The organism is Paenibacillus vietnamensis, from assembly GCF_020169515.1.
GTDB lineage: Bacteria > Bacillota > Bacilli > Paenibacillales > Paenibacillaceae > Pristimantibacillus > Pristimantibacillus vietnamensis.
On the sequence record NZ_JAHMHW010000032.1, the window covers coordinates 15899 to 29119 of the forward strand.

The 13221-nt window shown below is 52.1% G+C and carries 8 protein-coding genes; 3 read left to right on the top strand and 5 right to left on the bottom strand.

Features of this window, described 5'->3' with window-relative positions; all coding sequences use genetic code 11:
• Nucleotides 1-239: 239 nt before the first annotated feature.
• The 3 genes from KP806_RS27185 to KP806_RS27195 all read right to left on the bottom strand — a co-directional run bounded on the left by KP806_RS27185 (nt 240) and on the right by KP806_RS27195 (nt 3724).
• Nucleotides 240-1121 (bottom strand): carbohydrate ABC transporter permease, encoded by an 882-nt coding sequence (locus KP806_RS27185; RefSeq protein WP_224726891.1) that lies wholly within the window; start codon nt 1119-1121, stop codon nt 240-242.
• A 26-nt stretch (nt 1122-1147) separates the two neighbouring features.
• Nucleotides 1148-2104: an ABC transporter permease gene (locus tag KP806_RS27190; protein WP_224726892.1), complete on the bottom strand. Its 957-nt coding sequence runs from the start codon at nt 2102-2104 to the stop codon at nt 1148-1150.
• A gap of 84 nt (nt 2105-2188) precedes the next feature.
• Nucleotides 2189-3724, bottom strand: coding sequence for an extracellular solute-binding protein (locus tag KP806_RS27195; protein WP_224726893.1), 1536 nt, complete (start codon nt 3722-3724; stop codon nt 2189-2191).
• A gap of 330 nt (nt 3725-4054) precedes the next feature.
• Here KP806_RS27195 and KP806_RS27200 point away from each other — a divergent pair, with 330 nt between their 5' ends.
• Complete coding sequence (locus KP806_RS27200; RefSeq protein WP_224726894.1) at nt 4055-6361, top strand: AraC family transcriptional regulator; 2307 nt, start codon at nt 4055-4057, stop codon at nt 6359-6361.
• A 30-nt stretch (nt 6362-6391) separates the two neighbouring features.
• Here the strand turns inward: KP806_RS27200 and map are convergent, their stop codons facing one another.
• On the bottom strand, nt 6392-7135 hold the full coding sequence (gene map / locus KP806_RS27205; RefSeq protein WP_224726895.1) for a type I methionyl aminopeptidase: 744 nt from the start codon (nt 7133-7135) through the stop codon (nt 6392-6394).
• 466 nt (nt 7136-7601) lie between these two features.
• Complete coding sequence (locus KP806_RS27210; RefSeq protein WP_224726896.1) at nt 7602-8576, bottom strand: aldo/keto reductase; 975 nt, start codon at nt 8574-8576, stop codon at nt 7602-7604.
• A 169-nt stretch (nt 8577-8745) separates the two neighbouring features.
• On the opposite strand from KP806_RS27210, the gene KP806_RS27215 reads away from it, so the two are divergent.
• The gene (locus tag KP806_RS27215; protein ID WP_224726897.1) at nt 8746-12096 is read left to right on the top strand and encodes a DEAD/DEAH box helicase; all 3351 of its coding nucleotides are present in this window, start codon (nt 8746-8748) and stop codon (nt 12094-12096) included.
• A gap of 563 nt (nt 12097-12659) precedes the next feature.
• Nucleotides 12660-12833 carry a hypothetical protein gene (locus tag KP806_RS27220; protein ID WP_224726898.1) on the top strand — a complete coding sequence of 58 codons (174 nt, stop codon included), beginning with the start codon at nt 12660-12662 and terminating at the stop codon, nt 12831-12833.
• Nucleotides 12834-13221 lie beyond the last annotated feature (388 nt).

Genomic DNA, 13221 nt, shown 5'->3' on the forward strand with positions numbered 1-13221 from the left:
TATAAGTCCAGTATAAAGTGAAATTTATACTCTTATATTTCCAGACGAAGTCGCCCAGGCTTCCTGCTTTATTTCTTAACGCTTGCCGCATCACCCCTTTCAAGCCTCCACACGCAATGTAAACGTTCTCAATCGGCGTTTTAAAAAGCTCGTCCGCCTAACGGATAATCCGATACATGGCTGAACGAGCGTTGGTGCAGGGTGAAAGTGATATGCGTTTATCTTCTATTCGCCGCTTTTTATCCTTTTAAGCTTCCAAGCAATGCGCCTTTAGCAAAGTGCTTCTGCAGGAAGGGATAGACAAGCAGAATAGGCAGGGTGGCCACTACGATAACGGCCATTTTCACGCTTTGCGCCGGCGGAAGGACATCTTCTCCCGCCCAGCCCGAAGTATCGGCTGTCAATGCGCTGGCAAGAATGACAATTTGACGCAAGACGACCTGAACGGGCCATTTGGCCGCGTCGTTCATGTACATGACCGCCTGAAAATACGTATTCCAATAGCTAACGGCATAAAACAATGAAATCGTCGCGATAGCCGGCATCGACAGCGGAATGACGATACGGAATAGAATACTCCAGCTGCCGGCCCCGTCGATTTTAGCCGATTCCTCAAGCCCTTCCGGCATGTTCTGAAAAAAGTTGCGCATAATAATTAAGTTAAAAGCGCTCATCGCAGACGGGATAATCAAAGCGCCGTAGCTGTCGATTAACCCTAGGCTTTTTACGACCAGGAAAGAGGGGATCAACCCGCCGTTGAACAGCATCGTGAAGACGATCAGAAACATGATCGAGCCCCGGCCGCGCAAATCTTTTTTCGACAAGCCGTACGCCATCAGTACCGTAAGCAGCATGCTAAAAATGGTGCCGGCCACTGTGACAAAAATAGAAACACCTATGGACTTGATAATCGTATTCGTAGTAAAAATATACCGGTACGCGTCGAGCGTAAATTCAGTCGGAAAGATGACTAACTGCTTCTGAGCAAGCTCCCCAACGGTCGTAAAAGAACCGGCCAAGACATGTATAAACGGCAGCACCGTAACGATCCCAACGATAGCCAGCAAGACCAGATTGACTCCGTCGAATATCCGGCTTCCCCATGATTTGTCTTGAACCATACCATTGCCCGCCTCCTTTGCGCTGATTAATAGATTCCTTCTTCGCCGAATTTCTTCGAAAGCCAGTTCGCTCCGATAACCAATGCAAGCCCAACAAACGATTTGAAAAATCCTACCGCAGCGCTATAGCTGAATTGGCCTTGCTGCAAGCCGGCTAAATACACGTAAGTATCAAATACTTCACCGACTTCACGATTCATGGCATTAAGCAGCAAGAAGATATGTTCGAACCCTACCTCCAGAACGTCCCCGATTTTGAGCAATAGAAGAATGATGATGACGCTTCGAATAGATGGAAGGGTAATATGCCAAATTTGCCGAAACCGTCCTGCACCGTCGATTCGAGAAGCTTCGTATAACTGAGGGTCAATGGAGGCCATAGCTGCGAGATAAATAATCGTTCCCCAGCCCGCTTCGCGCCATATAATCTGAAAGATGTACATTGGCCGGAACCAATCCGGATTCATCAAAAAGTTCACTTTCTCAAAACCGGCAGCGACCAGCGACTCATTCACCAATCCCCGGTCCATCGACAGCATGACGAAGGAAATCGAAACGATAATGACCCAGGACATAAAATGCGGGATGTAAACCATCGTTTGAATGATGCGCTTAAATGCTTGCTGCCTGACTTCATTTAGCATTAAAGCTAACAAGATGGGCACCGGGAAAAAGAAAACCAAATTCATAAAAAACAAAACCAGCGTGTTCATTAATATGGTTAAAAACATCGGTTCGGAAAATAATCGTTCGAAATGGGCAAAACCGACCCACTCGCTTCCAAATATCCCTTGATAGGGCTTGTAATCTTGAAAAGCGATGACCAGACCAAACATAGGCAAGTACTTAAAAATCACAAAATAAAGAAGACCGGGCAAAATCATAAAATATAAAGCGCCATTTTTTACAATGCTTCTGGCCAAGCCTTCTTTGCGCGAAACATGGGGTAGAGCTTTGACTTGCGCAGCACCAGCATAGTTCATTGTTCGGACCCACTCCCTTCCTTCTCCTGAATACGACGGGGCTAAATGCCCGCAGCCCCGTCTTCAGGCTCTTATTCAGCCATCCTACTTAGAGGCCTCATAGTCTGCGGTATATTCATCGATGATCTTTTGTCCTCCATCGGCAAGCCATTTGTCCACGACCTTCTGGAATCCGGCTTCGTCGATATCTCCAAGAATAAACTTGTACGTCGCATCGTTGATGGCTTGCTGCAAACGCTCTCCCATCTCGACAAACGTTTTGGATTCCAGCGGTGCAGCCGGGTTATCGATAAGGAATTCATTATTGTCCAGCACCAGATTTTCCGCCTTTTGTTTAATCGGATCTTCCCACTTCGCTCTGAGACGGTCCGGAATTGACATTTCACCGCCGATTGCGATGACCGAATACGGTTTGACTTCGCGATCCAGCATTGCGGTATCCTCGGCAGGCTTCGCCAGTCCGTCTACCACGGTGTAATGCTCTCCTTCAACACCCCACAGCGCCAAATTGGCAACCTCCGGAGACATCAGCTGGTTATAGAACGACAGCACTTCCTTTAACTGCTCCTCGGTTTTGACGGCCGATTTCGGGAACAGAAGAACTTCGCCTCCCCCTTGCACAGCCAGCCACACGCCGAGTCCCTTAGGTCCCTCTATCCGGTTGTGAACATCCAATACCCCTTTAGGATTTACTTTGGTCAGCTCCGTCTGCAGCCCCCATGCATCCGGCATAGAGCCGATATACGCCCCTGCTGCTCCGCTGACTAACAATGCGCGCTGATCCTCTTTGCTTGTAACCGGGAAGTCCTGGTTAATCAAACCTTCCTGGTGCAGCTTGTGAAAAAATTTCATCGTCTCCATATATTCCGGAAACATGAATTCAGGCAGCAGCTTGCCGTCTTTCTCTCCCCAGTAATTCGGAGTGCCGTGCCAGGAGGCGACGGTTTTAAACGCGCCGTAAACCATGTCGCTGCGATCGGTAAGTCCGATCGTATCGTTTTTGCCGTTCTGATCCGGGTCATTGTTCTTGAATTGCTTGAGCATTTCGTAAAGCTCGTCCAGATTTTTCGGCGCCGATAATCCCAACTGATCGGCCCAATCCTTACGGAAGATTAAACCTTGACGCGATAACGGCCGCTCCGAGTACAGGGAGTACAGTTTGCCGTCTACTTCCATATTCCGAAGGACGGAAGGATTCAAATTGCGAAGGTTTTCGAACTCCTCCAGATAAGGCCCGATTTCCCAGAACTGTCCGTCTATGATGGCTTCGCGGAATTTGTTGATGTCGCCGGAGAACGACATCGGCAAAGCTCCTGTAGCGAATGCCGCATTGATCTTATCCTCGTAAATCGTATTCGGCACCCATTGAATATCCAGCTCCGTGTTCGTTTTTTCCTCGATCAGCTTTTCTAATTTGTCTGATGGAACTTCCGCGACATGGAGCTTTGCAATAATGGATATTTTAGTCGGATTTTTCGGCGCGGCCGATTCCTCGTTCGCCCCCTTGTTTCCATTATCCGATGCTGCGGCTGGCGCCGGTTCCTTGCTGCCCGCGCAGCCGGCAATTAGAGCCACGGCAACCCCGATCGGCACTAATGTCGCTAGCTTTCTCCGTTTCATTTCATGACCTCCGTTTTTAATTTGAATTGGCTTTGACAGTTCCCATTCTAGAATTGGAGCGTAATTACGTAAATGATCCATTCATTTGCTTTAGAAATCCCTTGCCGCTAACGGCCTTTTACAGCCGGCATCTATAAAATGATTATTACTCCTGTAGACGATCATCCCGAAGGCGAACCGTACAGCCATGCATGATTCCTTATTTTTATCCGTGATTACGTGCCTTTTCAAATAAGATGATTATTGACTCGAAAATGATTATTGTCGCCATACAGATTAGGAAGTTACAATTGAATTGTAAGCACTTTCCCAACTTGAAGGGCGGTTCTAATGAACAGACACAGCATTTATACGAAGATGATTCTATTCGGATGTGCCGTCAGCATCATCCCCCTATTGGTGCTTGGATTTTTTTCGTACCGGAAATCATCCGAATCCATCCAAAGCCATGTAAACGAAAGCCGCCTTGATTCTTTAAATCAATTGAGAGCCAGTATGGAACAGCTGCTGCGGTCTCTTGACTATACCATGAGCTATCTCATTAACACGTCGCTTGTACAAGAATCCGTTTATCAAGATCTGAATTACAGAAAATTCGATCGAGTGAATAATCTCACCAAGGAATTAGCTTTGCTGAAGTCGCCGATTACAAAAGTGGACGATGTCATATTGGCCAGCTATGTTTCCAATTGGCTTATTAACAATCAAGGCTTGTCTACATTCGATTCGTTCAAGTTTAAAGATCTGTTGGTAGAGTTCATGAACAAGGAAGAGGTTACTTCCTGGATCATCGTCAAAACAGACCAAATCAGCTCCACCTATCATTCCAGCTTTAATTGCGAATATTCCATCGTTCTGGCCAAAAAAACACCCTACTTGTCTGCGGAGAAACGGGGAATCGCCGCTGTAACGATTCCCGCATGCCATTTGGCCGACATTATTAATGAACCGTCCGCCAGCGACATCATGGTGCTCGATCAAACGAATCGTGTCCTTATTCATCCGCAGCATGACAAAATCGGAGCCCGATTGGACGAATTGGGATATTTGGACTCTTCCGAGCTTTCTCAGCTGGAGGGTGACTCCGGCCAATTCTTGTCGAAAAATCATAATCAGACGGTTACCTATGTAAAGTCTCCCTTTAACCAGTGGACTTTTATTTCGTTTACCGAATTGTCGGAGCTTACCAAGGAATCCCGTGATATCGGGTGGTTCACCTTTTACGTTTGTTTGTTTATCGTCTTAGGGTCGATTGGCATGGTCTGGATAGGCAGCCGTAACGTCTATTCGCCGATTCGGAGCCTGTTTCAAGATGTGGTACAACGTGTGCCGGAAGGTAAAAAAGAAAAAAAGAATGAGATCCAGCTCATCAACGATCATTTCCGGGACATGTTTACATCCATCTCTACGTTAACGACAGAATTGGGCAGACACCGTGAGCAGGCCATGAGTCTTTTTCTGCATAAGCTTTATATGGGGACGAACAAAATATCCGAGACCGAGAACAAGCTGCGGCTATTCGGACTGCAGGATCGGCTGTTACCCTGGAATCACATGAGTATCCTGACGCTTCAAATTGATTTGCTGGAGGATACGCGCTACGTACAAACAGACCTTGACCTGCTGTTATTCGCAATCAACAACATCATTGAAGAAATGGTTCCGCAAGAGGAACGGCTGCCCACGATTATTATTGAACAAACCCATGTTATCTTAATAGGCAGTACGGAGACGGACTTAAACGCCTTTAACGATGCCATCTACAATTTGACGGAGCGAATGCAAAGCAACATCCGGAATTTTCTGGATTTGGACGTAAGCATCGGGATCAGCCTGCCCTTCAACAATTTGCTGAACGCATCCCGGGCATACCGGGAAGGCGTAGAAGCATTGAAGCAGCGCATGAAGCTGGGAAAAGGCGTCATCATCCCTTATTTCAGCATGAACTCGGGAAATCACAGCAATGTGTATTTCTATCCGAAGCAAATCGAAAATGAGCTGATTGACTCCATCCGATTAGCGGATGAACATCGGGCTCATGAAGCGCTGCATCAATGGCTTTCTGAAGTGTTTCAGAAGGAACGGGAACCGCATGAATATCAAATCTCGTTGATTTGTCTTCTAAATGAGCTCATGATCCTCATGCAGGAAACAGGGATCCCGCGAAAGCAGCTGGCAGGCGAAGAACAGTCGCTTTATGAGCAATTATTGCAAATGTACATAAGCTCGGAAATCGAAACCTGGTTCAGGAAAAAAGTGATCGCTCCAATCGTTGAAGTATACCGCGACCGGCAGAAGTCGACCTATCACAACTTGAGCGAACAAATTATCCATATGATCGAGAACGAATACGATAAGGATATTACCCTCGATGAATGCGCTTCAAGGCTGCACTATAACTTGTTCTATGTCAGTAATATTTTTAAGAAGGAAACCGGTGTATCCTTCAGCGAATACCTGGCGATGTTCCGGTTGAACAAAGCGAAGAAGATGCTTATCGAAACCGATCTTCCCATTAAAGACATAGCCGAGCGGCTTACCTATAATAATCCGCAAAACTTCATTCGATATTTCCGCAAGCTGGAAGGCATTACACCCGGTCAATACCGTAAAATTCATCAGAACAGACAAGAGTAGTGCGCATCCGTTCATAAAAAAAGACAGCGGCTAGGCCACTGTCAGAATGATCGGTTTATCCTTTGTGATGATAATCGTATGCTCGTGCTGGGCGGCAAAGCTGCCGTCCAGCGTGCTGAGCGTCCACCCGTCCCTTTGCGGCAGAACATGCTCGGCTCCCGTCGTCAGGAACGGCTCGACCGTAATGACCAGGCCCTCCCGCAGCGTACGCTTGTCGCGCTTATTGTACACCGGCACGATTTGCGGCCATTCGTGAACCGACTTGCCGACGCCGTGGCTGCACAGGTCGGTAATTACCTTATAGCCTCCCTTTCGGGCCTCGGACTGGATGATGCGGCCGATTTCGTTGATTTTTACGCCGGCCTTCAGTGACGAGATGACCTTCATCATCGTCTGATGCGTATAATCGCAAAGCCGGACGATGGATTCGTCATACGGAGGCAGCTGGAAGGAATGGCCGGTGTCGGCCACATAGCCGTTTTTCTCGGCGCACACGTCGATGTTGACCAGATCGCCCGGCATCAGCTTCCGCTCGCCCGGAATGCCGTGCGCGACTTCCCGGTTCACGCTGATGCATGTATGTCCGGGAAAATCGTAGACCTTTTTCGGTGCTGAGGAAGCGCCATGACTTTCCAGGATCCGCCCGCCGTGCTCATCCAGCTCCTTCGTCGTCATGCCGGGCCTCGCATGCCGCTTCATTTCTTGCAGCGTAACGGCAACGATCCGGCCAATTTCTTTTAGCGCTTCTATATCCTTCTGTGATCCGACAGTCATTTCAAGCCTCCTGATCCTTAAATTGGCTCCCAAAAGCCCTATTCCCGCATAATGGTGTATGTGATATCTTCAGAGAAACGGCGTTGCATGGCGCAGCACGGATACATAACTGGATTTTATGTCTTTATTTTTGAAGTATAGGCATTGCACACTGAAATATCGGGATTTCATGCATATAAATCTGGCGTGCTGCTGCTAATCGGCTGGTTTTCCGGATTTAGATACATAAAATCCAGATATTTTTTGAAAAAGCAGAATTATGCTTGATTTAGTTACATGATTTCCATTTATTTCACCATGCACACAAACTAGCTCCCAAAAAAACCTATCCCTACATTGTATTAAGCGGAGCACATTCCGTTTCCGGCAATTCATACTGAGGCGAATGAATAGGCGGCTCACCGCGTACAAAAAAGCAGCTATTCACCACGTACCCGAGCCCGGCAAGTCCGCCTCCCTTTAGCGGTCAAGTCAGGCGGTAAATCGCAAACGGCTCGCCGCGGCGGAACGGAGCGCTTGCCGCATCGAGCTCCTCCAGCGCCTGCTGCGGAAGCTCAAGCAAGACGCTGGCCAGGTTTTCCTCGAGCTGCTCCGCGCGGGTGGCGCCGACGATTACCGTCGAGACGGCGGGCTGCCGCATCAGCCAGGATAAGGCCAGCACACCCGCGCTGCAGCCGACCCGGCCCGCGATGGCTTCCACCTGCTCCCCGAGACGGATCGTCCTTTCGTCCAGGAAACGCCGGAAGCCCGGGTCGGTGTGCGCTCTCGAGCCTTCGGGCACATCGGCGGAAGCGCCGTATTTTCCGGTCAATATGCCGCCTGCAAGCGGGAAGTACGGAATGATGCCGACGCCTTGATCCAGACACATCGGCACGAGCTCATTTTCCGGCGTTCGGTCCGCCAGTGAATAGCTCGTTTGTGTCGAGACGAACCGGCCCAGACCGAGCTTGTCGCTGATGCCGACCGCCTTCATCAGCTCCCATGCGTAGTAATTGCTGGCCCCGATGTAGCGGACCTTCCCGGAGCGGACCATATCCTCCAGCGCGCGGAGCGTCTCTTCCAGCGGTGTCCCGGGGTCGAACGTATGGATCTGGTACAGGTCGACATAGTCCGTTTTCAGCCGCTTCAAGCTGTCTTCGAGCTCGGTCATCAAATGATAGCGGGACGAGCCGCGCTCGTTAAGGCCTTTGCCCCTCGGCAGCCCGGCCTTCGTGGCCAGTACGACGCTGCGGCGCTTCTCCTTGAGCGCTTGTCCGATAAACGTCTCGGACTCGGTCCCCGCATAAATATTGGCCGTATCGATAAAATTAACGCCCCTGTCAATCGCCAGGTCCAGAATGCGCTTCGAAGCCTCGTAACCGGCGCGCTTGCCGAACGAATTTGTGCCGAGCCCAAGCGCGGATACGTGTAGCCCGCTGCTGCCTAAACGGCGGTACTGCATAGGAAGATCAGCTCCTCTTTTTTATCTGTTTATCCACTATTATATCGCCGGAAGGCGCCCGGCACCATCCGCCGTCCGCGCACGCCCGGCGCCAGGGTCGCTTGTCCGTTTCTGTTCTGGTATGATGGGAACAACCACTTTCGCCATAAGACCGGGGGATTCATTCATTATGCCTGCCCTATTAACCAAGCGGATCATCAAGCAGCTGTGCGGCCCTTTCTACGAGAGAGGAGAAGCCGCCTATGACGATAAAAAAGTCAGTGTTACTCATCGCGAGGCAAACGCCTGGGAATTGGCCGTTCAAGGCGTGCAGAGCAGCAGCGAGCCCGTCCGGGTCTCGGTCGTCATCGACCGGGACGGGGACGTCGACGCGCACTGCAGCTGTCTTGCTTTCAGCTCATACGATAAGTACTGCCAGCATGTCGCCGCCTCCCTGCTCGCCATCATGGAGCGGGAGCAGGCATCGGGTCAGACGGCCTCTGCTCCTGCCCGCAAATATCCATCGCTTCTTCATCCGGAAAATCAGCCATTGGAAGACGAAGAAGACGCGCCTCCGGAAGGACAGCTGACGCCCCGCTATTCGGTGCGCGGCGGCACTGGGAATACTAGCCTGCTGGCCGACAGCATGCTCAGCCTGTTCGCCCGCAGGCCGGTTCGCACCGGCGGCAGCGATCTGCTCGATACGAGAGAGCCGCTCGAGCTTGAGGTGACCTGCAAACTGTATTCATACGGCGTCCGCAAGCAAATGTTCGGCATCGAGCTCAGAGTGGGGCCGGGGCGCCTGTATATCGTCCAGAAAATAAGAGATTTTTTGGAGGCGCTGGACAGCGGCAAGCCCTTTCTTTTTGGCAAACACTTCACCTATGACCCGGCCCGCCACCGCTTTCCGCCCGGCACGGACGAGATCATACGGCAGCTGATCCAGGCTTGGCGGAGCGAGACGATCCACCAGGCGGCCGCCAGCCGCAGCTTCTTCCATGCCGCCCCCGCCAGCGGCGACCGGCTGCTGCCGATTCCGCCCGCTGCCTGGGGCTCGCTCGAGCCTTTGCTTGCCGCTGCGCCTAACGTCAAGCTGGTCCATCTCGGCCAAACCTACGACGGCCTGCAGCTCAGCGGGGATGCGGCGCCGCTCTCGTTCGCCTTGGAGCAGGCGCAGGATGCCGGCGGTTACCGTCTGGACATTCATGGGCTCGACCGCATGACCGTCCTGGAGGATTTTGCGCTGGCCGTCAGCGACGGAACGCTGTACAAGCTGCCGCCGGACGCCTGCATCCGGCTTTCGGAGCTTAAATATATGCTGCCCGCGACTTCCGGGCAGCAGGTCGGTATCGCGCCCGGGCAAATCGAGCCCTTCATGGAAAAGGTCGTTCCCGGCCTGATGAAGCTCGGCAGCGTCAAGCTCGCCGAATCGGTCGCGGACCGTATCTACCGGACCCGGCTTCAGGCCAAGCTTTATCTGGACCGGATACGCGACCGTCTCGTAGCCGGGCTCGAATTCCAATACGGCGATATCGTCATCAACCCGCTGGCTGCAAACCGGGCGAACCGTGTATCGGACCGTATTTTGCTGCGGGACGGCGAACAGGAGCGCCGCATTTTGGAGCTGATGGAGCAAAGCCCCTTCGCGACGACGGAGGAGGGTTATTTTATGGAGGATGAAGAAGCCGAATTTGAGTTTTTGTACGAGACCGTCCCGCAGCTGGAGAAGCTGCTGACCGTCTATGCGACTACGGCCGTCAAGGTGCGGGTCGTGACCAAACACGCTCCTCCCTCCATCAAGGTCGATGTCGGCCATCGGACCGATTGGCTTGAATTCCGGTTTTCGATGGACGGCATTCCCGAGTCGGAAATCCGCAGCCTGGTTCAGTCGCTGGAAATCAAACGCAAATATTACCGGCTGCCCGACGGTTCGCTTATGCCTCTCGATACTGCGGAATTTCAGGAAATTATTCGCTTTCTAAACGAAGTCGGCATCAGCCTGAGCGAGGTGAACGGGCCGACCTTCCGTATCCCCGCCGTCCGTGCCCTCCATCTGACGGATGCGGACGAAAGCCGCAGAGCCGTCAAGCTGGGCAAAAGCTTCCGCCGCCTGCTCGTCAATATGCGCAACCCGGACAACCTGGATTTTACGGTGCCGGACAGCCTCGCTCCCGTGCTGAGGGACTACCAGAAATACGGCTTTCAGTGGATGAAGACGCTGGCGCATTATCAATTTGGCGGCATCTTGGCCGACGACATGGGGCTTGGCAAAACGGTGCAGGCCATTTCCTTTCTCGTATCCGTACTGCCCGAGATTAGGGAGAAGGGCCGGCCGGCCCTGATCGTGTGTCCCGCGTCGCTCGTCTATAACTGGTTCAATGAGCTGAAGCGCTTCGCCCCCGGGCTGAAAGCCGTCATCGCCGTCGGCGGCAAGGCCGAGCGAAACGGCGTATTGAAAAGAGCCCGCGAAGCCGATGCCATTATCACCTCCTACCCGCTGCTGCGGCGGGATGTCGCGGAGTATGCGAAGCTGGACTTTCATACACTTATACTGGACGAGGCCCAATCGTTCAAAAACCATTCGACCCAGACCGCACAAGCCGTCAAGGCATTGGAAGCGCAGTACCGCTTCGCGCTGACGGGCACGCCCGTGGAAAACAAGCTGGAGGAGCTGTGGTCCATATTCACCGCCGTCTTCCCCGAGCTGTTCCCGAGCCGCAAGGCGTTCGGCGAGCTGACCCGCGATACGGTGGCGCGGCGCGTCCGCCCTTTCCTTCTGCGCCGCTTGAAGGGCGATGTGCTGCAGGAGCTGCCGGACAAAATCGAATCGGTCCAAGCCTCCGAGCTGCTTCCCGAGCAGAAGAGGCTGTATGTCAGCCTGCTCGCGAAGCTGCAGCAGGAAACCGTCAAGCATCTCGACGCGGACGATTTCCAGAAGCACCGGATCAAAATTTTGGCCGGCATCACCAGGCTTCGGCAGGTCTGCTGCCATCCCGCTCTCTTCGTGGAAGATTACAAGGGCAGCTCCGCCAAATTCGAGCAGCTGCTCGAGATGCTCGAGGAATGCCGGAGCTCCGGCAAACGCGTGCTTATTTTCTCGCAGTTCACCGAGATGCTGCGCTTGATCGGACGCGAGCTCGGGTACATGGGAGCGCCGTTCTTTTACTTGGACGGGCAGACGCCTGCGGCCGAGAGGGTCGAGCTTTGCCGCAGGTTCAACGAAGGGGAGCGCGAGCTGTTCCTGCTTTCGTTAAAGGCGGGCGGCACCGGGCTTAATCTGACGGGAGCGGACACCGTTATTTTATACGACCTGTGGTGGAATCCGGCCGTCGAGCAGCAGGCCGCCGACCGCGCGCACCGCATCGGCCAGAAAAACGTCGTGCAGGTGATCCGGCTTGTCACGCAAGGTACGGTCGAGGATAAAATGTACGAGCTTCAGAAGAAGAAAAAAAATATGATCGACGAGGTCATCCAGCCGGGCCAGGAGGCGCTTTCCTCGCTGACCGAGCAGGACATCCGCGAGATCTTGATGATCGAGTAAGCCGGCGGACGTTTATTACCGCTTACCTTCGGGCGCATTCGGCTGGCGGACGTTCGTTCCCCCTGCTTACCTTCGTGTTCATTCGGCTGGTGGACGTTCGTTACCCCATACTTGTCATCGGCGCATGCAGCTTGCGGAAGTCTATCATCACATGCTTACTTGCGGCTCATCACATGCTTACTTGCCGGCGGACTCCGGATCCGTTAAATTACAAAAGGGCTATTCTATGACCGGTGTCGTGGACTGACGATCCGTTATTCTCGCAAAACAGCCTGATTTGGGTGCGTTTTGTTTCAATTAACGGATTTGGGGTCCTGAAAACTCTCAAAATGGGGCGAATTCGCGGAAATAACGAATCCTTGGTCCGCCCGCAGCTGCTTTGGTTGTGCCTCAATCCGTCGTCAGCGCAACTCGAGACGGCAGCGCAACTCCGAAACGGCAGCGTAACTCCGAGACGGTCGCGTAACTAACATCTGAGTTCGCTTCGGACGAATAAGTCCCTCATCTGCTGCGCAACTTATAACGTAGCTTAAGGCGAATATTGGATGGAGGGATGAACACCTATGGTGAACAAACGACAGCAGCAGGAAGCCCACGGCATCGGGCAAATCGAAGAGCAGCTGGAGCAGCAAATTCAAGCGGCCGTTGAAGTACAGGGCGAGAGCAAGCTTGACCGCGACATTGAGGCGGCTGCCCGCAACGATCATTCGAGCTGGGATAAAGAGAACGAGCAATAACGCAAACGAAGGGTGCCGCGGCGGCACCCTTTTTATTTTGCATCTCTTTTTGCATCTCCCTTCACCGGCTTTGGGCTAGTTGGCTAGTCGATAACTGGATTCGATACAGCTAAATTCATCCGAATGTCCTTTTTCCTAATTATTACTGGATTTCATACAGCTAAACCGGCCCGGTTGGGGCGAATCAGGTTATTTCCGCCGATTTAAATCCCACAAATACAGTTATTCTCTAACAAACAAACAATCGCTTGCAATTAACTACATAAAATACAGATATTCACGCACGCACGCACGCACTCACTCACTCACTCACTCAGTCACTCAGTCAGTCACTCAGTCACTCAGTCACTCAGTCACTCAGTCACTCAGTCACTCAGTCACTCAGTCA

Coding starts and splice junctions, on each gene's coding strand:
- KP806_RS27185 (WP_224726891.1), bottom strand. CDS start 1,121: ATGGTTCAAGACAAATCATGGGGAAGCCGGATATTCGACGGAGTCAAT.
- KP806_RS27200 (WP_224726894.1), top strand. CDS start 4,055: ATGAACAGACACAGCATTTATACGAAGATGATTCTATTCGGATGTGCC.
- map (WP_224726895.1), bottom strand. CDS start 7,135: ATGACTGTCGGATCACAGAAGGATATAGAAGCGCTAAAAGAAATTGGC.
- KP806_RS27220 (WP_224726898.1), top strand. CDS start 12,660: ATGGTGAACAAACGACAGCAGCAGGAAGCCCACGGCATCGGGCAAATC.
- KP806_RS27195 (WP_224726893.1), bottom strand. CDS start 3,724: ATGAAACGGAGAAAGCTAGCGACATTAGTGCCGATCGGGGTTGCCGTG.
- KP806_RS27215 (WP_224726897.1), top strand. CDS start 8,746: ATGCCTGCCCTATTAACCAAGCGGATCATCAAGCAGCTGTGCGGCCCT.
- KP806_RS27210 (WP_224726896.1), bottom strand. CDS start 8,576: ATGCAGTACCGCCGTTTAGGCAGCAGCGGGCTACACGTATCCGCGCTT.
- KP806_RS27190 (WP_224726892.1), bottom strand. CDS start 2,104: ATGAACTATGCTGGTGCTGCGCAAGTCAAAGCTCTACCCCATGTTTCG.